The sequence below is a fragment of the Cellvibrio sp. pealriver genome (assembly GCF_001183545.1).
GTDB lineage: Bacteria > Pseudomonadota > Gammaproteobacteria > Pseudomonadales > Cellvibrionaceae > Cellvibrio.
Genome location: NZ_KQ236688.1, coordinates 1282087 through 1306711, shown reverse-complemented (window position 1 = coordinate 1306711; position 24625 = coordinate 1282087). Strand labels below are relative to the sequence as shown.

The following is a 24625-nucleotide window of genomic DNA, read 5'->3' as shown; positions in this document are numbered from 1 at the left end:
TTGTTACCGACCGGTTTCGCGGTGCGCCATGCGATACAGCCCTGGCAACACAAGTAAGGTCAGAATGGTGGACGATAAAATGCCACCAATAACGACGGTAGCTAACGGCCGCTGAACTTCAGCACCGGTGCTGGTGTTCAGTGCCATCGGCAAGAACCCCAACGCAGCAACCAGCGCGACCATCAAGATCGGCCTCAGGCGCAACATAGCCCCTTCCCGGATAGCATGCTCGATAGCCAGGCCATTTCGTAAACCGTCACGGAAGGCAGACACCATCATGACTCCGGTTAGCACTGCCACTCCGGACAAGGTGATAAAACCGACCCCGGCCGTAATCGACAATGGAATATCCCGTAACCACAAGAAAATAACCCCACCGGTCAGCGCGAGCGGTACCCCACTAAATACCAGCAAGGCATCTTTTGCGGATCCGAAGGTCATCATAAGCAGTGCAAAAATCATCAGCAGTGTTAGTGGGACCAATAACCCCAATCGCTCGGACGCCGATTGCAGCTGCTCGAAGGTGCCGCCGTACTCCAGCCAATAACCTGGAGGGAGCTTCACTTGTTGACCGATTTTTTCTTGAACTTCGGCCACAAACCCGCCCAAATCGCGACCAGTCACATTCGCGCTGACGACCAGACGGCGCTTGCCGTTCTCACGGCTAATCTGGTTCGCACCGGGGGCAAGGTTGAGGCGAGCGACTTCACCAAGCGGTACGTAACCGCCATCCGGCAATGGAATGGGCAGGTAGGACAATGCGGTAAGGTCATTGCGTTGTTTCTCGGGAAGCCTCACCACTAATCCAAACCGCTGATCGCCTTCAAAGATCTGGCCAGCTTCCTCACCGCCGGTTGCCGCAGCCAAGGTGTCCTGAAGATCCGCCATATTGATGCCGTAGCGCAGCAGCAAATCCCGGTCTGCATCGATGGAAAGTAGAGGCAGGCCTTCTGCCTGTTCCACTTTAACGCCCTCTGCGCCCTTGATGCTGTTAAGTAGGCTGGCGATCTGGTTACCGGAAGCCAACAGCTGATTCAGGTCATCACCGTAAATTTTGACCCCAAGATCCGAGCGTACCCCGGAGATGAGTTCATTAAATCGCAGTTGGATTGGCTGGCTGATTTCGTAGGCGTTACCCGGTACTTTGGCCAGCTGCGTTTCAATGGCTTCGAGAATTTCCGCCTTGGATTTGTCTGGATCCGGCCAATCCGCCCTGTCTTTCAGCATGACGTAGCCGTCTGAAATGTTGGGCCCCATGGGGTCACTCGCTACTTCAGCGGTACCCACCCGTGAGAAAAACGTTTTGACCTCGGGAACCGACATCACTGCCTTCTCCACCTGAAATTGCATTTCAAGGGATTGGGTGAGGCTGGTACCGGGGATCCGCAACGCTTGCACGGCAATATCGCCCTCATCCAGGTTGGGAACAAATTCGGTTCCCATCCGCGATGCCAGCCAGCCGGATCCGATCACAAACACGATAGCTCCGACAAGGATGGGAACGCGGCGCTTGAGCGCAAAATCGAGCGTTGGAACATAAGCCGCTTTGGACTTGGCGATCACACGATTTTCTTTTTCCTCAATCTTGCCCGTCATACACAAGGCGAGTGCTGCCGGTATAAATGTCAGGGAAAGGATGAGCGCAGCGATTAACGCCATGATTACTGCGAACGCCATGGGCGTGAACATTTTCCCTTCCACACCGGTGAGCGCGAGAATCGGAATGTTCACCAGGATCACGACCAAAACGCTAATCAAGCTGGGCGTGAATACTTCGCGGGTTGCACTGAAAACCGTATGTAAACGTTCCTCGATATCCAGCAACCTCCCCAAATGATGTTGGCGTTGTGAAAGTCGCAACAGGCAGTTCTCCACAATGATCACGGCCCCATCGACGATTAGGCCGAAATCCAGTGCGCCCAGGCTCATCAGGTTGGCGCTGACTTTCGTTTGCACCATCCCGGTCATTAGCATCAGCATCGAGAGCGGAATAACCATCGCAGTCAGTAACGCGGCGCGAACATTGCCAAGCATTACGAGCAATACCACTACCACCAGGATCGCCCCCTCCACAAGGTTCTTTTGTACCGTAGCGATGGTTTTCTCCACCAGTACCGTACGGTCGTATACGGCATCAGCGGTGACACCTTTCGGTAAAGTCCGATTGATTTCCGCGAGTTTAGCCGCGACAGCGTGCGATACCGTTCGGCTGTTTTCGCCCACCAACATCACCGCTGTACCGAGCACTGTTTCCTCACCGTCACGAGTGGCGGCACCGGTGCGCAATTCTTTGCCCAATCCGACGGATGCAATATCGCCAATGGTGACCGGGACACCATCGCGGCGACCGACGATGACCTTTTTGATAGCCGGGATATCGGAGAGCTGTCCTGGTGCACGTATCAGGTACTGCTCACCGTTTTTCTCGATGTAACCTGCGCCAATGTTGGTGTTGTTGTTCTCCAGCGCCTGAACCACATCATCAAACACAATCCCGTAAGCCAGCATCAATCCCGGATCCGGGGTGATGTGGAATTGTTTTTCGAATCCACCAATGGTATTCACTTCAGTAACGCCAGGTACCAGACGCAATTGCGGACGTATTACCCAGTCTTGCAGGGTACGCAACGCCATCGCGTCGTAGGGTTGCCCATTAGGCTGACGCGCTTCTGGATCGGCGTGAACTGAGTAGTGGAAGATTTCACCAAGACCCGTAGCAACCGGTCCCATCTCAGGCTCGATACCGGCAGGCATTTGGCTTTTGGCCTGTTGCAAACGCTCGTTGAGAATATTGCGCGCGAAGTAGATATCGGTCCCGTCTTCGAATACCACAGTCACCTGCGATAAGGCATACCGCGAGAGTGACCGGGTGCTTTCGACATGCGGTAAACCTGCAATCGCGACTTCCACCAGGTAGGTAATGCGTTGCTCAACTTCCAGTGGCGAGTAACCGGGAGCTTGTGTGTTGATCTGGACTTGTACGTTGGTGATATCCGGTACCGCATCAATCGGTAACCGGTTGTAGTTCCATACACCAGCAGCGGCAACTACAACGACAAAGAAGATAATCAGCCAACGACGCGCGATGGAAAACTGGATCAGTGCATCAACCATGGCTGCACCTCCACAATTGAGAGCACGCCAGGTGATGCATAGGGGAAAGTCGCTTAGTGTTCATGCTCTGCGCTCTCCTTGCCCAAATCCGACTTCAGGATAAAACTGTTGCTGGCGACATAGGCATCGCCAGCGGCCAATCCAGACACAATTTCGGTATGCACGCTATCCGCACGTCCCGCCTGGATAGGCCGGGGTTCAAACCCATCCGCTTCCCGCACGAATACCACCGTTTTCCCTTCGTGGGTTTGCAAGGCTTCATTGCGTACTGCAACGGCAACTTTGGTCTCAGCCAAGGTGATTTCAGCATTGACGAAATGACCTGCGAACCATTGGCCTTCCGCATTATCAAGTGATGCCCGTGCGGTAGTGGATTGATTTACCGGATTGGCATGGGCGCCAACATAAATTACTGATCCCTCACCAGAGAGCCCTCGTTGAGACTGTACTACCCGGACTGCTTGCCCTGATTTAACCCGGGCAATATCGCGCGGAAACAGAGTCAGATCGACCCAAACCGTTGAGGTGTTCGCAATAGTGAAAAGTGGTGCATCGGAAGTCTTTTCACCCACCGCACCTTGGCGATCTGTAATGACCCCGTTGATCGTTGCCGTTACGGAATACACCTTAAGGCTTTCGTTGCTTTCGATAGTTGCCAGTACATCGCCTGCCGCCACACGGTCGCCTGGTTTGCGCGTTAGCTGACGTATGATACCGGGGAAACGCGCTGAGACTTGTTGGATACCATCAGCACTAGGCGTGATCACACCATACAGCGGAAGTGTTTGGCGAATGGCAACCGGACCGGCTTTTACCACCTGAATACCAGTATTGCGCAATTGCTCGTTGGACAGGGTGATTTTGCCTTCTTCATGGTCTTCTTTATGGCCGTGTTCTTCTTCACCGTGTTCATGCTTATCGCCATCTTCGTGCTCTTTCTCACCTTTACCATGATCATCTTCATCGTCGTGATCATGAGCGTCTTCGCCATCCTCATCGTCATGGGCGGCCGGTTTCGTGGCTGCTTTTGGGGTTGGTTTGGTTTCAGTTGCCGGTTTACCTGTCTCGGCCGCGCTGGCCAAATAGACATCAACACCGAACATACCAATTAATAAGGCAGCGAGTAGCCCGAAGATTAACCAGGGTTTTAGGGATTGTTGTTTGCGTGTTTTCATGGGGTAACCTCACTATTCTTTTGAGTCAGGGCAACGCCTGTCAGCCGTTCCAATTCGATGCGGGTTTGTTGCACGCGCTCTGCGGCATTCACCACCGCCAATTGCGCATCGAGTAATTCACCTTGGGCGAGGGTTAATTCCAGGTAGCTGTAACGCCCCTGTTCGAAACCATCTCCGGTTGCCTCGAGGGCGCGACGTAATGCCGGAATCACTTCATTGCGTAAGATGCCCAGTTCGTTAATGGCTTGTTGCTGTTCATCCGCAAGACCAATCAATTCGGCTTCTAACCGGATACGCGCGCTGTCATGGGCTTGTTGTGCTACCGCGTGTTGCGCAGTTGCAGTGGCCAAAGCTCCCGAAGCCCGACGACTTGAGCCGAGCGGTACGCTTACGCCCACTACGGCTGCAGAATCACCGCTGTCCTGAAGACGGCGCACGCCCGCGCTCCACTCAACATCACCGCGACGATTCGAGCGCGCTTCACGCAGTTCAGCGCTACGCACGTCAATTTCGCTGGTAAGCAGTAACAGATCCGGATTGTTAGCTAACCGCGATTGAAGGTCTGAAAGAGACACGGAAGGAGGTATTGCGTACAAGTCACCTTGTACAGTTTGGAAATCAGGGGTGGGATCAGCCCATTGGGCCGATAACAACAGGCGCTCATGCCGCACGGCTTGTTCTGCCTGTTTTAACGCAACACTCGCACGGGCAAGACTGGCTTGCGCCCGCAGCACTTCCGCTTCGGGCAGCCGACCAGCTTGAACCTGACGCCGTAAAGAGGTGAGCGTATCCTGTGCAATACGATTGGCTTCGGTATGCAGGGCCAACTGTTCCTGGGCTGCTACCAACGCAAGGAATTGGCGAGTTACCGCAGACAACACATCCAGTGTTAAGACGCGTTGCTCGGTCTGCAATTGCTGTTGGCGTGCGGTAACCACACCCAAACGTGCATCGCGTTTTCCGCCAAGTTCAATTACTGAGGACACGGCGATGGTGAGTTCAGCTGCATCGGTTCCGCGTAATTCGCCAGAACCCGCTACGTTTTCAAGCTCGGCACCAACGCGAAACTCCGGTCGTAACCCTGCCGTTTGCTGTTCACCAGCGAGTGCGGCGGCTTTAAACGGGTAAGCCGATAGTTGAGGATTGTGCGCAATCGTCGCGCGCAGAGCTTCATCAAGCGTAAGCGACGTCGTTGGTGCTGCCAGCCCAGCCGGGGCATGGCATAACACTGTGATCGCGGAACCTGCGATCACCTTCTGAAAAAAATGCATGGTTTTACTCCAGCCAAAAATCATGACCCGACGATATACATTGGATCGTTGAACCCTGTTTATGCAGGGCGATTAAAGGAAATCAGGCTGGGATAGTGGGAGGTGCACGCAAGGGTGGTCGTACACCGACACTGTGCCGTGGGCGCGTGGAGGTAATGGATTGAATGGTAAAGGTCGTTCCGCAGGCGCGCAGAATAATGACCAATGCCAGTAAGAAAGGGAGGAAAAGATCGAGCTTGAAGGCTTTGACCAGCACAGATTGAGACTGCTCAATATCGAGATCCTGGTGGGCGTCTCCATCTCCATGAACCGTATGGCCATCCAGCACATCTACGTGAAACGAAAGGGGTGGCTCCTGGCCATCAAAACAAAAATGCCCATGCACACCACTCCAACTGGCGATGAGCCAGAGCGCCAGGGCCAGAAGTGCAAAATGACGATGGCGTAACAGAGGTTTCACCAGATCAGGATCCTAAAGATGTGAGGGATGAGCGGAACTGAGCCAAAGCCTACCAGTAAACCGTGCCGTGGCATCACTTGTGTCCGCTGTTTTGTGAGGACCCGCAAGGTTTATCAGAGCCAGACTCCGCCGGTACGCTGTGCTCTTTGAGTTCCCGCTTGGCGTCACTCAATATCAACCAGGCTCCGCGCAAGATGAGTATTACAATCAGGCTGCCGATAATAATATCTGGCCAGCGCGAACTCATCCAGGCCACCAATGCGCCGCTGATAATCACCCCAAGATTAGCCAGTACATCATTGGTAGAAAAGATCCAACTGGCTCGCATGTGCACTTCGCCGTGGCGGTGCCGCTGGATCAACAGCAGGCAGGTAACATTAGCGGCCAGTGCAAGCAGACCCATTCCCATCATCAGTTGGGACGCCGGTTCACTGCCAAACACCACGCGCCGAACAATATCGATCACAATAAAGGCGGCGAGGATTAGCTGAAAATAACCGCTGACCAACGCGGCTCTGGCTTTGTCGGTTATGGCACGACCTACAGCGTACAGGGCAATGCCATACACAATCGCGTCTGCCAACATATCCAGGGAATCTGCAATCAAGCCAGTGGACTGAGCAAACCAACCAACGCCCAACTCCAGCATAAACATCACTGCATTGATACCCAGTAACCAATACAGGACGGTCTTCTGGTCACCGTCTTTTAGCTCAACATCGCAATCGCAATCACTCATGGTACTGCCTCGCTTGTGTCAAAGTAGATGTGTTCACTATAAACTCTATAGTTACTAGAGGGTCAAGCGGGAGTTATTACATGAAAATTGGTGCCTTGGCAAAACAAACGGGTCTATCTGTACAGACAATCCGGTTCTACGAACAGGCGGGATTGGTGTCCGTTCCAGAGCGAACTGAGGGTAATTACCGCCTTTACGACACCGAATCATCACGGCAATTGGGGTTTATCAAACAATGCCGAAACCTTGGTCTTACCCTGCATGAAATACGTGAGTTAATTAAATATCAGGCAACACCGGAAGAGGCCTGTGGCGAGATCAATCAGATTGTTGATGCACATGTGCTGGAGGTTGATGCGCGTATCGCGGAATTAACCACATTGCGTGAACAATTAATCAGTCTGCGGACACAGTGTAATAGCTCTCGATCCGTTAAAGACTGTGGAATTCTGAAAGCCCTGACGGAGACTTGATGATTCGCGCATACACTTGGTGCCAGGCTAAAAGCAATCCACAGTAAAAATCACCCGCCAAGCTAGGTGTATCTTTTCGTATCTCATGCCCATGTTAACGACGTCTCTGCGTTTCCAGAATGTTGAGCATCGGCATTAACACGAATGGGCAATGCCGGCGATAATCGGGCAATCCGGCCGCTCATTGCCCTGACAGTGCGCGACGAGTCCCTGGATCACATCGCGCATCTGCGTCAGCTCGTGGATTTTTTTATTAAGCTCGTCGAGGTGATGCTGGGCCAAAATTCTCACATCGGCGCTCGCACGCGCTTTGTCTTGCCAGAGTGACAATAATTGTCTGATATCCTCCAGCGAAAAACCGAGTGAACGCGCGCTTTTGATAAAACGCAAATTATGCAGATCCGTGGTGGTGTACTGCCGGTACCCGGCCTCAGTCCGATGTGATTGGACGATGAGTCCTATCGATTCGTAATGGCGGATCATTTTCGCGGTCACGCCACTGGCCTTCGCTGCTTGTCCGATATTCATAATCGTTACCTCACTGCGCCGACGATGAGTGTTTTTCTGAAGACCGTGGCTGCCATCGCTTTAACAGCAGCGCATTGGTCACCACACTGACGCTGCTAAATGCCATGGCCGCACCGGCAATCACCGGGCTTAACAAACCCAGGGCCGCGAGCGGTATTCCCACCAGGTTATAGATAAACGCCCAAAACAGGTTCTGCCGGATTTTCGCATAGGTGCGACGGGAGATATCAATCGCATCGACCACCCGCTGCGGGTTACTTTGCATCAGTGTGATCCCGGCCGTGTGCATGGCCACGTCGGAGCCGGTGGCCATGGCAATACCAACATCTGCCGCTGCCAGCGCCGGCGCATCGTTGATGCCGTCACCGACCATGGCGACCACTGCATCCTGTTGTTTTAATCGGCTCACAGCCGCCGCTTTATCGGCGGGTAAAACGTTCGCGAAGTAATTGCGAATGCCCAATGCCGTCGCGACCGCGCTGGCGCTGCCCTGGTTGTCACCGGTAATCATCACGGTGTTAATGTTGAGCTGTTGGAGACTCGCCACGGCCGCCTGTGCTTCGGGTTTGATTTCATCACCAAACGCGAGTAAGCCGATAAGTAGTTTCGCATCGCCAACTCGCGCCAACCAGGAGATGGTGTTGCCTTCGGCTTCAAGGGTATCCGCGCGCGCCTTTAGCATGGATAAATCCAGTCCCAGCTCATTCATCAACCGGGTATTCCCGAGGTTAAGTGTTTGTCCCTCTACAGTGGCGGCGACACCGCGGCCGGCCAATGCCTGGTGATCGACGGCAGCCGGGATGTCCAGGTGTTGTTCCTCTGCTGCTTGGGTCGCCGCTTTGGCCAAGGGGTGTTCACTGCCGCGTTGTACCGCTGCCGACAGGCGCAGCAACGCCGCGTTATCCCGGTTAAGCGCTTCATAGGCTGTGAGACGCGGTTTGCCCAGTGTCAGCGTGCCGGTTTTATCAAACACGACCACATTGACCCGATGGGCAACCTCCAGGGCTTCAGCGTCCTTGATCAGAATGCCGTGTTGGGCAGCAACGCCGGTACCGGCGATAATTGCTGTGGGTGTCGCAAGACCTAATGCGCAGGGGCAGGCAATGACCAGCACTGCCACGGCGTTTATGATGGCTTGTTCGATATTGCCGCTGTACCACCACCAACCCCCGAAGGTAACCAGTGCGATTACAATGACCACCGGCACGAATACACCACTGACTTTGTCGACCAGACGCTGGATAGGCGCTTTCGCGGCCTGTGCACTTTCCACCAGGCGAATAATCCGCGCAAGCGTGGTTTCCGCACCCACCGCCTCGGTGTCAATGATCACTAGCCCCTCGGCGTTGATCGCACCACTGGTGACCTTATCACCGGCTTGCTTGCTGACCGGAAGACTCTCGCCGGTAATCATGGATTCGTCCATGTGGGTTTGGCCCTCCTGGATAATCCCGTCCACGGGAACTCGCTCACCGGGTTTCACCACCACGTGATCCCCCGGTTTTACCTGGTCAATGGGTGTTTCGATATCCTGACCGCCCTGACGTACCCAGGCAGTGGCCGGTTGCAATGCCTGCAACGCGCGGATGGCGGCGGCAGTCTGGTGCTTGGCCCGACTTTCCAGCCATTTACCCAGCAACACCAGGGTGATGACCACGGCGGAGGCCTCAAAATAAAAATGCGTTTGCCCATGTTGCGCGTGGCTGGCAAATAACTGGTATACGCTCAACCCGTAGCCGGCACTGGTACCCAGGGCGACCAGTAAATCCATATTGCCGGTACCAGCCTTCAATGCTTTCCAGCCTGCGCGATAAAAGCGTGCGCCCAACCAGAATTGCACGGGTGTGGCCAACGCCCACTGGACCCAACCCGGAATCATCACGTGGACACCGGCCAGGGAGACGATCATGGGAATAACCAGCGGGACAGAGAGCAATACGGCGAGCAACAAGTGCCGTGTCTCGCGCGCTTGCCACCAACTGTTTGGCTTCGAAGATGCAGGCGCGGTTGCAGCCGTATTGTCGGGACGTACTTCATAACCGGCCTGATGCACGGCGTCCGCAAGTTGTCGCGGTGTGACGCCGGGAATGATAGCCAGTTGGGCCTTTTCGGTGGCAAGGTTAACCGACACGTTCAAGACACCCGGCACCGCCTTGAGCGCTTTTTCTACCCGACCGACGCAAGAGGCACAGGTCATTCCCTCAATATTCAGAGAGATAGCTGTGGTTCCCACCGTGTAACCGGCGTTTTCAACAGCGTCCGTTAACACCTTAAGTGGTGTGCCTGGGTTGGTAACCACGTGGGCTTTTTCGGTAGCCAGATTCACACTGGCCTCACTCACGCCTGGCACTCCGCGTAATGCTTTCTCAACACGACCGGCGCAAGACGCACAAGTCATACCCTCAATGGGTAAATCGATGGATTCAGTAGGCGTTGATGAGTTCATGGTGTTTCCCTCGAACGGTTAGGATGCGACCAGTGTTCACCTTCCCATCATGGTAAGGTCAACCACTTTACACATTTTTCTTTCAAAAAAATTCCGCTTGACCTTGCCACTGTGGGAAGCCGGAGACTGATTCTGTTCGTTAAACCTTCCCGGAGAAAACCTGATGACTACCTTTATTGTGAACAACATGACCTGTGGCAGCTGTGCCAGGCACATTACCCACGCGGTGAAAGCATTGGATCCCGATGCAACCCTCGCGATTGATCTACCATCGCGCCAGGTGAATATTGAAAGCACTAAAACAACGGATGAGTTAATCACTGCCATCCGTGCCATGGACTACGATGTCGCCATCGCGAATGAGTAATTGCATGACCTTATCTCTTGAGGGATGAAACATTTCGGCGATCTGGTTTTCCAATCAAAACCGGATCGCCGGATTATGCATGCCCAACAGCATGGACGCCGATGTTTTACCAGCACGCATCGGTGTAGCTACAACCGTGTCACCGCACGGATACGCAAACGAATCGTAATGGCCGGTGCAGTGATGTCGCTGCACCCACATGAAGAGGAAATCAACCATGCCCCATACTAACCCCCATTCCGAGTGTGCCGATGCATGCTCATCCTGTAGCGAAATTTGCTACTCCACCGCGATGAATCACTGCCTGCAAGTCGGCGGAAAACACGTTGAGCCGGAGCATTTCAAATTAATGCTCAACTGCGCCAAAGTGTGCGAAACCTCAGCCTGTTTGCAATTAAGTGGATCGCCTTTTAGTCATCACCTTTGCAAAGTCTGCGCGGAAATTTGTGAAGCTTGCGCAAAAAGTTGTGAAAGCCTCGGCGAGATGGATGAGTGCGTTACCGCGTGCAGGAAATGTGCGGAAAGCTGCCGCCGCATGGCGGCGTAAGCCTGTCCCTACACGGCACTTCCCGGTGTTTACATCACGCCGGGGCTTGCCGTTATCCAGCATTCTTCAGAACGTATCCAGTCGTCCTTTGCTCCCCCATATTTAACTAACTCAACGATTTTTTGAAACTGTTAGTGCTCAGGGTCGTTGAGTGCAATCGTGTTTCTGCTACGTAGCAACCGAAAGGCAACAGGTAGCACAAACAGGGATAACACCGGTGCAGTGAGCATACCGCCGACCATCGGCGCAGCAATGCGGCTCATGATTTCCGAGCCGGTGCCACTGCCGAGTAAGATGGGCAGTAAGCCCGCCACAATCACTGCAACGGTCATCATCTTTGGCCGGATTCGCAACACCGCGCCTTCCTGGATAGCGTCATCCAGATCCCGGCTTGTCGGTGTGCCACTGTCCTGCGTACGCCGGTGCCAGGCCTGTTTCAGGTACAACAACATAATGACCCCGAACTCGGCAGAGACCCCGGCAAGTGCAATAAATCCGACCGCCGAGGCCACCGACAAGTGGTATTCCAGCAGGTACAACAACCAGATACCGCCCGTGAGTGCAAACGGCAAGGTTCCCATAATCAGCAGCGCTTCATCGAGCCGTGAGAAAGTGAGGTATAGCAGCACCAGGACAATCGCGAGCGTGCCGGGAACGATCCATTGCAAGCGCGCAGTTGCGCGTTCCATGAATTCGAATTGGCCCGCATAGCTGACGCTGACCCCGACCGGCAAACGAATGTCATTGCGTACCCGTTGCTGCAAATCCGCTACGGTGGATCCGAGGTCACGATTCCGGACGTCGATATACACAATACCGGTTGGCCGAGCATTTTCACTTTTGATCATGCTGGGGCCGTCGGTCACCGCTACCTTGGCGATCATCCCCAAGGTGATGTGTTGGCCTTGCCCCGTGATGATTGGCAAGTTCTGCAGTTTCCCGAGGCTGTCGCGCCAGTCGCGCGGATAGCGGACATTGATGGGAAACCGCGCGCGGCCCTCAATGACTTCACCGATATTTTCGCCGCCGATCAACCGGCTGACCACCGATTGTGCCTGGATCATATTTAGCCCGTAACGCGCCAGTGCCGACCGGTCAAAAGCAATGTCGAGGTAACGACCACCACCGGTTCGCTCAGCCACCGCTGAGGTGATGCCGGGAATGGTTTTGGCGAGCTGCTCGACTTGTGCGGCTACTTGGTCGATATCCAGGAGTGACTGGCCGGAAATCTTGACCCCGATGGGGCTTTTAATCCCTGTCGCCAGCATATCGATACGGTTGCGGATGGGCGGTATCCACAGATTGGCCAGTCCCGGCACTTTGACTTTTGCATCCAGCTCCGCCAACAGTTTTTCCGGTGTCATACCGGGGCGCCATTGGTCACGGGGTTTGAACTGGATCGTGGTTTCAAACATTTCCAAAGGTGCGGGATCGGTCGCGCTATTGCTGCGGCCCGCCTTGCCAAACACGCGGGCGACTTCCGGTACCGATTTAATGAGCCGATCCGTGTGTTGCAATAATTGGCTGGCTTGTTGGGCGCTGAGCCCCGGCAAGGCACTGGGCATGTACAGCACATCACCTTCATCCAGCGGCGGTAAAAATTCGCTGCCCAACCGGTACAGTGGCCATGCGGTGGTGAGTACCAGAATACCTGCTACGGCTAAGGTCGTGCGCGGGTGACGTAGCACACCTGCCAGCAAGGGTTGATACACCCGAATTAACCAATGGTTGATCGGGTTGCGTTGTTCCTCGGGAATACGGCCGCGGATCCAATAGCCCATCAGCACCGGAATCAGGGTGATAGATAATCCGGCCGCCGCCGCCATGGCATAGGTTTTGGTGAACGCCAGCGGGCCGAACAAACGTCCTTCCTGCGCTTCCAGCGTGAAAACCGGGATGAACGATAAGGTCACGATCAGCAGGGAGAAAAACAGCGCCGGTCCGACCTCGGCGGCGGCCTGAGCCAACACCTGCCAGCGCGGTTCATCGTCAAGCGCTTGTCCGGGATGGTCGTGCTGCCAGCGCTCCAGGTGTTTGTGTGCGTTCTCAATCATCACGATGGCGGCATCCACCATCGCACCGATGGCAATGGCGATGCCACCCAGCGACATAATGTTGGCATTAATCCCCTGATAGCGCATGACGATAAAAGCGATCAGTACCCCCAAGGGCAAGGCGACAATCGCCACCAGTGCGGAGCGCCAATGCCAGAGGAAGACCGCGCAGACCAACGCGACCACCAGAAATTCTTCCAACAATTTGTGGCTGAGATTGGTGACGGCGCGATCAATAAGGCTGCTGCGGTCATAGGTAGTGACCACCTCAACACCCACCGGCAAGCTGCTTTGCAACTGCGCCAACTTTTCCTTAACGGCGGCAATGGTGGCGCGCGCATTCCCACCGGAACGCATGACCACCACACCGCCGGTAACTTCACCTTCACCATCCAGTTCCGCGATGCCCCGGCGCATTTCCGGTCCCCGCTGGATGGTGGCCACATCGCCCAGTGTCACGGGGATGTTATTAACCAGTGCCAGAGGAATTGCTTTGAATTCTTCCAGGGTGTGCAAGTAACCACGGGCACGTACCATGAGTTCGGCTTCGCCAGCGACCAGGACTCCACCACCGGTTTCCTGGTTTGCCTCCTGAATAGCGGTTATCACAGACTCGTGTGAGAGGTTGTAAGCAGCCAGCCGCACCGGATCCAGCAGGACCTGATACTGGTTAACCATACCGCCAATGGCAGCGACCTCTGACACATCCGGCAAGGGTGCCAATTCAAAACGGAGGAACCAATCCTGAAGAGCACGCAACTGGGCGATATCGTGTCCACCGGTTTTATCAATCAGCGCGTACTGGAAAATCCATCCCACACCGGTGGCATCCGGTCCTAACGACGGTACAGCGCCGGATGGCAATTGCGCTTGCACCTGGCTCAAGGATTCGAGGACTCGCGAGCGCGCCCAATAGAGATCCGTGCCATCTTCAAACAGGACATACACAAAGCTGTCTCCATACAGGGAATACCCCCTCACATGGCTGGCACCCGGTACCGAGAGCATCTTGCTGGCCAATGGGTAAGTCACCTGGTTTTCCACCAGCTCCGGTGCTTGCCCCGGAAACGGTGTGCGGATAATCACCTGTACGTCAGAAAGATCCGGCAAGGCGTCAATCGGCGTGCTCTTTACCGCCCAGATTCCCCAGCCGGTGAGAAGCAATGACACCAGCAACACGAGTACCCGGTGAGCAATGGACCAATGAATAATCCGGTTAATCATGGCCGTGCTCCCCGTTAGCGGGTTCCGCTGTCAGCCCGAGAAACGAGGCTTCGGAATCCAGCAAGAATTGCCCGCTGGCCACAATGGTTTGTCCTTCTTCCAATCCCTTGCGAACAAGCGTTTTGTCGCCCATTTCCGGTCCAGGTGTAATAGTGACCGGTCGAAACTGTCCCTCCGCTTCGGCAACCATCACCAATGTACGTTTTCCCGTGCGAATAACTGCCTCGGTCGGTACAAACAGCGCCATTTCCTTCCCGTTTGATTGAAGGGTGACGTGCCCGGTCGTGCCGGAGGTAAGGATACCCTCGGGGTTATCCAGCACTATCCGGGCGGTGCGTGTACGCGTGGGGGTATTGAGGGTTGGCAATATCTGGTCGATGCGTCCTGTCAGTTCTTTATCCTCAGGATTGGCGGACCTGAACCGGGCGGAGTCGCCAGACCGTAATGCGCCGGATAAGCCTTCCGGGATTGCCGCTTCCAGCCACAAGGTATCGGTGCCGTTGATTTGTGCGATGGTTGTGCCACTGGCCAACGCCATACCGGTCTTAACACCCAGCAAGGTGATCACGCCGTTGATGGGCGACGCCAGGGTAATCCGCGTTTCCGGTTGCCGCGTTTTTTCGACCTGGGCAATCAAGGATTCGGGCATACCCAACAACTGAAGCCGCGTGCGCAGTGTCTTCAACCGTTGGGTATTGCTGGCTACCGGTTGGGACAACAAGTCATTTTGCGCATCGAGCCATTCCGGTATGTGTAATTCCACCAGGGGTTGACCGGCGATAACCCGATCACCCAACGCAAGGGGCCAGACCTTTTCAACAAACCCGGCGGCTCGCAATTGTAAAATGGCCTGGTGGCGTTCATTGAATTGCAGCTGTCCGGGGACATCCAGCATCTGCTTGACGGGTAGTCGTTGAACTTTCACCGTACGCATCCCGAGATTCTGGACCTGCAACGGAGCAAGGTTCATAACAGCTTCCGATGCGCCTGCCTCGGCATATTTTGGCACCAGTTCCATGTCCATAAAGGGCGACTTGCCCGGCTTATCAAAATGCTGGTCCGGTACCATCGGGTCGTACCAATAAAGAACTCGCGGCTTATCCTCTGCCGGCTTTTCCGCTTTTTCCGGTTCCGCATATTTGGGTACCAGCTCCATATCCATAAACGGGGATTTACCCGGTTTATCAAAGTGCTTGTCGGGCACCATGGGGTCGTACCAGTAAAGTACCTTGGGCTCTGGAGGCTTGGCCGGTGTAGTCGGACTTGGGTTGCGGTAAATACCCGCGCCTATGGCCACCCCTAATACCAGCGCACCCAACGTCAGCGCCGCCAGTACGCGGATAGAGACTGTGTTCATTTGAAAAACTCCTGATCACGAATACCTGTCTCCACCGGCAAGGCACAACCGCCTCCGGTGAAGGACTATTTTTTATCGCGGGATCAGGTGTGGGTAGGAGGTCGCCAGATGCTGGCGAGGTTCATCGGGAGGTGGGGTGAAATAGCGATAACGCCTTCAGTGGGGAGCGGACGTACCGATGGTAATTCGACTACAGCGGCGATGGGTTGCGCTGGCGTCTTGCACAGGTGACAGCTCTTCAGGGTTTTACAGAGGGGAACGGCTTCGTCCTCTGGACAACAAGGCATGTGGTCATCCCCGGCAGAATCCATCGCCATTTCCGCCGGGCAAGGATCGGCGGCAAGCAGCACTTCTGCCACCGATTGCAGGGGCATCAAAAAACTCAGCAGCAGTATGAATAGCAAGGGATAACGGCGCATAGGAGCAGCATAGCGCAAAGTCAGGATATCCAGCTATGACCACGACCATCGGTCCTGAATTATTTCTCATCGGGCATAGACATCCCTGGCCTCATGATGCGTACACGGATTGTTGCGTGCGCAACATTACTTGTACTGGTCGTACCGATTTAATCCACCTCATTCCCAGCTGCGTCGTGACAACACCCTAGCGAAGTCCGCGAAATCCCGGTTCGGAAACCCTCTTCGAGAGGCCTATTAACCCGGGTGTACGCTGGAACCCACGGCGATGCCTGCCGAATGAGGTTGTCACCACAATGATTCAACAACTGCCCAGAAATCCATGAGTTCGTGTTGCGCGCAAATTAACGAATAAGCATGAAATTTGCCGCCGGTGTCGTTGCGATTGCCCGGATTGGTTAATGGCACTCACCGCTATCTATTGATCGTTGATAAAGAGTTTTTCCGTTTCAACCTCAACGCATTTCCAATCACCGAGACGGAACTGAGGCTCATCGCGAGTGCTGCAATCATGGGTGACAATAACCAGCCAGTCCAGGGATACAAAACCCCGGCAGCAACGGGAATTCCCAGTCCGTTGTACAAGAATGCAAACATCAGATTCTGCTTCATATTGGTTACGGTGGCTTCCGATAAGAAACGCGCGACCGCAATCCCGCGTAAATCACCTTTCACCAATGTAACTTGTGCGCTGTTCATCGCTACGTCAGTACCGGTGCCCATGGCAATACCCACATCGGCTTTGGCCAGAGCGGGGGCATCATTGATTCCATCGCCCGCCATGGCAACAACCTTGCCCTCGGCTTGCAAGCGTTCAACCAAACGCAATTTATCCTCTGGTTTCACTTCACCGTGGACTTCATCGATACCCAGGCGCGCCGCCACGGCTTTGGCTGTAGTGAGGCCATCGCCCGTCGCCATAACAATGCGTAAACCAGCGGCTTTTAGTGTCGCCAAGGCTTCCGGTGTACTGGCCTTGACGGGGTCAGACACCGCCAACAGACCCGCGAGCTGCCCATCCACTGCCAGGTACATAACACTGGCACCCTCACTGCGTAAGGTTTCGGCTTCGGGCACCAGCGGTGCAACAACGACACCCTGTTGCTCCATTAGCACCGTGTTTCCCAGCGCCAGCTTGCGCCCCGAAACGGTTCCATACACTCCGATGCCAGAACCCGATTCAAATTGTTCGACTTTTTCCAATGCGAGATTGCGCTCGCGCGCCGCGCGGACAATGGCATCGGCCAGCGGATGTTCGCTTCCCTGATCAAGGCTTGCGGCAAGGCGCAACACATCGTCTTCATTAAATCCTTGAGCCGGTACCGCACGATCAAATGCAGGTCGTCCTTCAGTCAAGGTTCCCGTCTTATCGATAATGAGGGTATCTATCTTGCGAAAGTTCTCGATGGCGGCGGCGTCCCGAAACAGCACACCCTGTGTGGCACCACGCCCGGTGGCCACCATGATTGACATAGGTGTCGCCAGTCCTAACGCGCAAGGGCAAGCAATAATCAGTACCGCTACCGCATTAATTAAACCGAATACCCAACGCGGTTCAGGGCCGAACAGTCCCCAGGCAAAAAAAGTCAGCACGGCAACCGCTACCACCGCAACGACAAAATAACCGGCAACGGAATCCGCCATACGTTGCATGGGTGCTTTGGATCTCTGCGCTTGCGCTACCATCTGAACAATCTGTGCTAATACGGTAGACGATCCAACGCGCTCAGATTGAATGGTAAGTGCACCATTGGTATTGAGTGTTGCACCGATCACCTTGTCGCCCGCGCGTTTCATCACTGGCAGCGGCTCGCCGGTCAGCATGGACTCATCCACTGCGCTGCTACCTTCCACAACAACCCCATCCACCGGTACTTTTTCGCCGGGGCGAACACGCAACTTATCACCCACATGGACATGCGTGAGTGGCACATCCTCTTCACTGCCATCCTCGCGAATACGTCGCGCTTTTTTTGGAGCTAAACCGAGTAAGGATTTGATCGCCGCCGAGGTTTGCGAGCGCGCCTTTAATTCCAACAGTTGCCCTAAAAGCGTCAACGAAATAATGACGGCGGCCGCTTCGAAATAAACGGAAACCCGTCCCATGGATACGAAGGAATCAGGGAATATACCGGGCGCCACTGTCGCTACCAGGCTGTAAACGAAGGCCGCACCTGTCCCCAAGCCAATCAGCGTCCACATGTTAGGTGTGAGATTGATAATTGATTGCCAGCCGCGCACAAAAAAAGGCGTTCCCGCCCAGAGGACAATGGGTAACGTCAGGATCAATTCGATCCAGGTTTGGGTAGACACAGAAAATAGATGAAGCTGATGACCAAACATGGCCAGCACGGTAACCGCTAGTGTCAGCGGCAACGTCCACCAAAACCGGCGGGTGAAATCCCGGAATTCGGGATTCTCCTCTTCATCAAGTTCGGGTAACAGTGGCTCTAATGTCATGCCACATTTAGGGCAATTACCCGGTTGCTGCTGGCGTATTTCCGGGTGCATTGGGCAGGTGTATATAGCACCAGGGATCAATTCCGCTCCCGGTTGTTGTGCCATATCCTCCACCTGCTGGTGTTGAAGCTTAGTACCCGGTGAATGAGCGGAATTATGGTTGTGTTGATCCGGCTTACAAGATTGATGCGGATGGTCGTAGTTATGTTCCATGAATTCCCTCGGGATCTCTTCTGATAAGAATCAAGTAGTAGACAAGTGGCGGCCATAAATCTGCCGATATACACAAGGAACCACCAATAACGTCAACACAGTGAGTGACAGCAATCCGCCAAACATGGGGGATGCCAGAGTTTTCATGACATCGGCACCGATACCGGTGGCGAGCATGACTGGCATCAGCCCAAATACATTCATGGCAACAGCCATCAATACCGAGCGCAGACTATTTTTAGCACCCTCGACGACCGCAAGTTGACCATCATTTGCCGTGAGTAGTCGACCATCCGCTTGCCACCGCTGCCATGATTGATCCAGAAATACCATCATGATTGAAGTTGTAGATACGGCGACCCCGATCAATGCAATGGCACCGGCCCATACCGCCACACTGGTGTTGTAGTTTAAAAACCACATCAAAATAATGCCGCCACTTAATGATAGCGGCACGGCCACCATGACGATGAGCGCGCGGGAGGTGGAACGCATACTGAAATACAAAAATGCAAATACCAACAAAAGGGTTACTGGCAATACGATGGCCATGCGTTCTTGCATGCGTGCCAGATATTCATATTGGCCGGTCCAGGTAATGAAGTAGCCTGGGGGGATGTGCACGGCACTGGCAATAGCCGCTTTGGCATCATTGACGTAACCTCCCGCGTCACGCCCCAGCAGGTCGATATACACATAACCGGCCAGCGAGCCATTTTCATCCAGGACCATAGGTGGGCCAGTACGCGTGATTACCTTTCCCAACTGCCCCAGGGGCACTTGGGTTCCGGTTGGTGTTGCCACCAGAATGCGTTCAATTTTTTCTACGCTATCGCGCAGCTCACGCGGGTAGCGCAAATTAATGGAATAACGTTCGCGCCCCTCAACCGTTTCGGCAATATCCATGCCCCCGATGGCGGTTTCTATGATCATTTGTACGTCGCCCAACAGTAATCCGTAACGGGCAAGGGCGGTTTTATCCGCTTCAAAATCTAAATAGTAACCCTCATTGATTCGCTCGGCATAAGCGCTGCGAGTGCCGGGTAAGGTAGAAAGAACCTGTTCAATCTGCTGACCGATATGCTCAATAGTGGCAAGGTCTTGCCCAAAAATTTTTATGCCTACCGGCGTACGAATACCGGTGGACAACATATCAATACGACCGCGCACCGGTTTCGTCCAGGCGCGGTTTAACCCCGGCACAGCCACTGCTGCATCCAACTCTTGGATTAATGCTTCAGGCGTAAGTCCCTGCCGCCACTCCGCTTGCGGTTTTAAACGAATGGTGTACTCAAACATTGATAAAGGTGCTGGGTCGGTTGCAGTTTCAAAACGGCCAGCCTTACCAAAAGAACTGGCTACTTCCGGGATAGCTTTAATGGCTTTGTTTTGGCGAGTCAGAATATCTTGCGCTGCGGTGACCGAAATTCCCGGAACAGTGATCGGCATATACAGCAAGTCGCCTTCCCAAAGCGGAGGCATAAATTCCGACCCCAGCCGCATAAATAATGCGAGCGACACCGCCACCAATAAAGTCGTGCCTGCAAATACCGTTTTGATATGCCCAACGCACCATCCCAGAATGGGAGTATAAATCGCCTGTAACCAGCGATTGACTGGCGTGTCACTGGCCTTGCGAATTTTTCCTTTGACGAACAGCGCAATTAAAATCGGTACCAGGGTGATCGTCACTAAGGCCGCCGCCAGCATGGCAAATGTTTTTGTGTATGCCAGCGGGTGAAATAATTTTCCCTCTTGCGCTTGCAACGCAAAAATCGGTAGAAACGAAATGCTGATAATCAGCAATGCTGAAAATATGGCAGGACCAAGTTCGCGACAGGCATCAAGGGCAAGTTGCTGCCGCGTTTTCCTGCCATCCGACTCGGCAATTTTGGTATGGGTATTTTCGATGAATACCACCACCCCATCGACTATATCGCCAACCGCCAGAATGATCCCACCGAGTGACATAATGTTAAGGCTGATATCAAAGTAGTACATGGGAATCAGCGATATCAGCAGCGATAAGGGAAGCGTGATAACAACGACCAACACACTGCGGATGTGAAATAGAAAAAAGAGAATCACTATGCAAACCAAAATAATTTCTTCAATCAAATTTTCCTGCAGGGTTTGCACTGCCTCGGAAATTAAATCCGAACGATCGTACACCAACTCTATTTCCAACCCCGGTGGAAAAGCGCCTTTCACTGCCGTTATTTTTTCCTTTACTGCGGCAATCACCCGCGACACATCCTCCCCTTGGCGCATGACAATCACACCACCCACTGTGTCGCCTTGACCGTTCAAATCGGAAATGCCACGACGAATGTCAGGACCAAGTGTGACGCGAGCTACGTCACGCAGGAGCACGGGCGTCGCATCAGCGTTAATTCCAAGCGCTATGTTTTCCAAATCCCGCGGATTTTTTACGTAGCCTAAACCACGGATGTAATACTCACGTTCAGAGATTTCCAGCGTACGACCACCCACATCGTTATTACTATTTCGGATCGCATTGATCACAGTCTCCAAAGGAATGTTGAGTGCAGACAATTTGTTTGGATCTACTTCCACTTGGTATTGCTTATCAAACCCGCCAACACTGGCGACTTCGGCCACGCCGGGTACTGCACTCAACCAATATTTCAGATACCAATCCTGAAACGTTTTGATCTGCGCCAGATTATATTTTGCCTCCGGATCAACCAGTGCGTATTGCAACACCCATCCAACACCCGAGGCATCAGGGCCAATACTGGGCGTAACACCATCCGGCATTTGCCCGCTAATTTTGGAAAGGTATTCCAGAACACGAGCACGTGCCCAATAATTATCTGTGCCATCTTCAAAAATAACGTAGACAAATGACATACCAAACATGGAAAACCCACGCGCAACTTTTACTTTAGGTGCGGAGAGTAAAGTGCTCACGAGAGGATAAGTGATTTGCGCCTCGACCAAATCAGGGCTGCGTCCCATCCATTCTGAATAAATGATCACCTGGGTTTCAGACAGGTCTGGAATGGCATCGATTTTAATATTCATAAAACAATAGCCGCCCCAAAGACCCAGCAATACTGCCGCTGCTATGGTTGCTTTGCTATGGTTCCAACACCAGGTAATGATGGCGCCAATCATAGGGCTACTCCTCGCCGTTTTTGTTGGCGGTGTCGCCATGACCGCTGTGGCCAGCTGTGGAAGGTTTGCCCTTACGTAACGCTGCTTGCAAACGACTTTCGGCGTCGATCAAAAAGCTGGCACTGACAACAACAGCTTCACCCTCATTTAATCCCGCCAAAATTGTCAGCTGCTCACCCACGCGTTGACCAACGGTGACCTCACGTGGCACGAACGCCTGATCACCCATTTTTACAAAAACAATTTTTCGCTGGCCGGTATCGAGCACGGCATCCTCCGACACCACAATTTGCTCGGTTAATGTTTTTTCAATTTCAGCATTGGCAAACATGCCTGGACGCAAAAAATGATCCTCATTGGCAATCTCAACACGCGCTTTAGCTGTGCGGGTTTGAAGATCAATGTCGGGATAAACATAACTGATAGCGCCCGTATAGGATTTTCCGGGAGCGTAAGGCAAACTTAAGGTTACTTTGTCATCAGGTTTGATTAATGCAACATCGGCTTCATAGAGCGTTAGCAATAGCCACACCTGGTCGATATCGGCGAGATAATAGAGTTCGGTATCGGGTGTCACATAAGTACCCATGATCGCCGCTTTGCGGATGACCACGCCGCTAACCGGGGCATAAAACGTCAGCGCTTTTTTTGCGGTTTTTGCCCTGCGCAATGCCTCCAATTCCTGTTCCGCCACACCCCACAAGCGCAGACGCGTAAGTGCTGCCTCGGCAACCTCAGCGGCAACCTGACCTTGCCGTTTTGCAGCAAGGTATTCTTCCTGTGTACTGACCAGATCAGGGCTGTACAAATCGAATAAGGGTGCACCTTTAGCAACCAGCTTGCCCACATAATCGACATGAATTTTCTCAATCCACCCGCTGAGACGAGTATGTATGTGTGCTTCTCGTGTCTGATCAGTAGCAATGCTGCCTACCGTACGTATTTTGTGAACCAGCCGTTCGCGTTTCACAAATTGCGTTTGTATACCTGCGTTTTTTTGTTGCTGAATCGGAATCGCAACTTCAGCACGATCATCCATGACGTTTTTTTCTTGCGAGGGGTCAGCGTTCGAATGATCGTGGGCTGTTTCGGCCCCTATAACCAGCTGTGCCTGCAACACCAAAATCGCCAGCACTATCAGGTAACCTCTGTACATTGCCATTACATACCACCCATGCCGGAATTTCCGCCTTGATCAGTTGGAAGGGATTTTTTAGCTGAATTGTTAGGGGTAGACATGCCTCCGCCCATATTCACTGTGTCGGACACGGACATACCGTCACCCATATTGCCCGCACCAAAAACAGTGGGGCGCGATGGAGCCAACTTGAGCAGAGGTGGTGAAGACAACAATTCATTTAAACGCGTTTTAGCAAGTTCAACGTCAATGCGCGCGGCGACTAATTCCAGATTTTGAATCGCATGAATTTTTTCCAGCGCCAGGTATTGCGAAAGCGCCATGCGTCGGGTTCGATACGCTGATTGTGCATTTTCCAGTGCCAGCTGTGTGCTCGGTAATACATCGGTTTCGTACACCCTCAACAAATCCTGCGCAGAAGCCAGGGATTGACTTGCGTTCACCAGCTCAGTCTTTAATTTGTTATTCAAGTAAAGCTTATCCATCGCTGCGGCTTGTTGTTCATGCCTGGCTGCTGCCGCCAGCTTCGACTGTTTTCGTCCAAAATAGAGGGGAACATTCATTCCCACCATAACGCCCCAGTTGGATTGTTCGTTTTCCATCTCACCCATAGCGCGAGGTTCCATTGCCATGACTTGCACAACAAAGTCAGGGTAGTAGGAAAGTTTCGCCAATTTGTATTCGGCGGCCGCTTGTTCCACCTGCGCATCGAGCGTTGCAAGTTCAGGTTGGCTGTTGAAATTCACATCGATAATCGGCTCGGGAACCCTTGGAAAATCCATCGTATTAATCTGGAACTGGGTTTCTGCGGGGTAACCACGCAATTCATTCAACGATGTATGCAGCCATACCTGTTCACGTTTAAGTTTCTCCTGCTCAATGGCAAGTGTCGCCAGCTCCATTTTGGCGAGTAACCAATCGTGGTGTTCAGTACCTCCAGCCTCATAGCGTGCTTTAGCGCTTTGCATGGCCGCACGTACAACACGTTGCAACTTTAGATTGAGATCAATCGCGTGGCTGTTATAAAAGGCTCGGTAGAAAAACTGTATGGAAATGACTTTTAATTCGCGGCGTCTTGTCGCTGTTTCCTGTTCGGCAGCTTCTGCCTTTAATGAGGCAATTTTTTCGCGTGTGCTAAGCTTTCCTGGAAAGGGCAAGGACTGGCTAATTTGGTAGCGGTAGGCTTGCGGACTTTGTTCACCATAAGGTATTTCATCCATGCCAAATGCAATGAAGGGATCATCAGGAAGCCCTGCGGGTGCGATACGATTTTGCAGCGCTTTGTTGTATTCTCTCGCTGCTGATAATCCAGGATTGGATGAGTCGACCTGCTCCAAAAGTTCGTTCAGTGTAAGTGTGGTTGATGAGGCAACTGCATGCACCGATGCAAATGAAGAAAGTATGACCAGTGGTAGCCAAAAAAAGGGAGATGACTTGTTCATAAACCCCATTCCCTATAAGTTCAGGAGCCACTACAAATTGGTTAGGTCGCGCGTGCA

At 53.3% G+C, this 24625-nt stretch carries 16 protein-coding genes; 3 read left to right on the top strand and 13 right to left on the bottom strand.

What is annotated here, in order from left to right; genetic code table 11:
- Positions 1 to 3: 3 nt before the first annotated feature.
- From VC28_RS05425 to VC28_RS05405, 5 genes are all read right to left on the bottom strand, one after another.
- Positions 4 to 3114, bottom strand: coding sequence for an efflux RND transporter permease subunit (locus tag VC28_RS05425; RefSeq protein ID WP_049629750.1), 3111 nt, complete (start codon positions 3112 to 3114; stop codon positions 4 to 6).
- Positions 3115 to 3167: 53 nt separating this feature from the next.
- Positions 3168 to 4289 (bottom strand): efflux RND transporter periplasmic adaptor subunit, encoded by a 1122-nt coding sequence (locus tag VC28_RS05420; protein WP_231591656.1) that lies wholly within the window; start codon positions 4287 to 4289, stop codon positions 3168 to 3170.
- A complete protein-coding gene (locus VC28_RS05415) occupies positions 4286 to 5560 on the bottom strand; it encodes a TolC family protein (protein WP_049629749.1) in 1275 nt (424 codons plus the stop codon). Before VC28_RS05415 ends, VC28_RS05420 begins: the two co-directional genes overlap by 4 nt.
- Before the next feature lie 82 nt (positions 5561 to 5642).
- A complete protein-coding gene (locus tag VC28_RS05410; RefSeq protein ID WP_049629748.1) occupies positions 5643 to 6020 on the bottom strand; it encodes a hypothetical protein in 378 nt (125 codons plus the stop codon).
- 73 nt (positions 6021 to 6093) lie between these two features.
- Positions 6094 to 6759: a cation efflux transmembrane domain-containing protein gene (locus tag VC28_RS05405; RefSeq protein ID WP_049629747.1), complete on the bottom strand. Its 666-nt coding sequence runs from the start codon at positions 6757 to 6759 to the stop codon at positions 6094 to 6096.
- Positions 6760 to 6839: 80 nt separating this feature from the next.
- Here VC28_RS05405 and cadR point away from each other — a divergent pair, with 80 nt between their 5' ends.
- Positions 6840 to 7232, top strand: a complete 393-nt coding sequence (cadR, locus tag VC28_RS05400; RefSeq protein ID WP_012487456.1) for a Cd(II)/Pb(II)-responsive transcriptional regulator — start codon at positions 6840 to 6842, stop codon at positions 7230 to 7232.
- A 135-nt stretch (positions 7233 to 7367) separates the two neighbouring features.
- Here cadR and cueR read toward each other — a convergent pair whose 3' ends face one another.
- Entirely contained in the window at positions 7368 to 7760 is a 393-nt protein-coding gene (gene cueR, locus VC28_RS05395; protein ID WP_012487455.1) for a Cu(I)-responsive transcriptional regulator, read from the bottom strand.
- A 10-nt stretch (positions 7761 to 7770) separates the two neighbouring features.
- Complete coding sequence (locus VC28_RS05390) at positions 7771 to 10206, bottom strand: heavy metal translocating P-type ATPase (protein WP_049629746.1); 2436 nt, start codon at positions 10204 to 10206, stop codon at positions 7771 to 7773.
- Between the two features lie 163 nt (positions 10207 to 10369).
- On the opposite strand from VC28_RS05390, the gene VC28_RS05385 reads away from it, so the two are divergent.
- Positions 10370 to 10573, top strand: coding sequence for a heavy-metal-associated domain-containing protein (locus VC28_RS05385; RefSeq protein WP_049629745.1), 204 nt, complete (start codon positions 10370 to 10372; stop codon positions 10571 to 10573).
- A 217-nt stretch (positions 10574 to 10790) separates the two neighbouring features.
- Complete coding sequence (locus tag VC28_RS19510) at positions 10791 to 11120, top strand: four-helix bundle copper-binding protein (protein ID WP_082191419.1); 330 nt, start codon at positions 10791 to 10793, stop codon at positions 11118 to 11120.
- Between the two features lie 131 nt (positions 11121 to 11251).
- Here VC28_RS19510 and VC28_RS05380 read toward each other — a convergent pair whose 3' ends face one another.
- The 6 genes from VC28_RS05380 to VC28_RS05350 all read right to left on the bottom strand — a co-directional run bounded on the left by VC28_RS05380 (position 11252) and on the right by VC28_RS05350 (position 24568).
- Positions 11252 to 14398 carry an efflux RND transporter permease subunit gene (locus VC28_RS05380; RefSeq protein WP_049629744.1) on the bottom strand — a complete coding sequence of 1049 codons (3147 nt, stop codon included), beginning with the start codon at positions 14396 to 14398 and terminating at the stop codon, positions 11252 to 11254.
- A complete protein-coding gene (locus VC28_RS05375; RefSeq protein WP_049629743.1) occupies positions 14391 to 15755 on the bottom strand; it encodes an efflux RND transporter periplasmic adaptor subunit in 1365 nt (454 codons plus the stop codon). Before VC28_RS05375 ends, VC28_RS05380 begins: the two co-directional genes overlap by 8 nt.
- A gap of 833 nt (positions 15756 to 16588) precedes the next feature.
- Positions 16589 to 18685: a copper-transporting P-type ATPase gene (locus VC28_RS05365; protein WP_197085585.1), complete on the bottom strand. Its 2097-nt coding sequence runs from the start codon at positions 18683 to 18685 to the stop codon at positions 16589 to 16591.
- Positions 18686 to 18877: 192 nt separating this feature from the next.
- Complete coding sequence (locus VC28_RS05360) at positions 18878 to 21988, bottom strand: efflux RND transporter permease subunit (RefSeq protein ID WP_053094158.1); 3111 nt, start codon at positions 21986 to 21988, stop codon at positions 18878 to 18880.
- A gap of 4 nt (positions 21989 to 21992) precedes the next feature.
- The gene (locus tag VC28_RS05355; protein ID WP_049629741.1) at positions 21993 to 23150 is read right to left on the bottom strand and encodes an efflux RND transporter periplasmic adaptor subunit; all 1158 of its coding nucleotides are present in this window, start codon (positions 23148 to 23150) and stop codon (positions 21993 to 21995) included.
- Positions 23150 to 24568 carry a TolC family protein gene (locus VC28_RS05350; RefSeq protein ID WP_049629740.1) on the bottom strand — a complete coding sequence of 473 codons (1419 nt, stop codon included), beginning with the start codon at positions 24566 to 24568 and terminating at the stop codon, positions 23150 to 23152. Before VC28_RS05350 ends, VC28_RS05355 begins: the two co-directional genes overlap by 1 nt.
- Positions 24569 to 24625 lie beyond the last annotated feature (57 nt).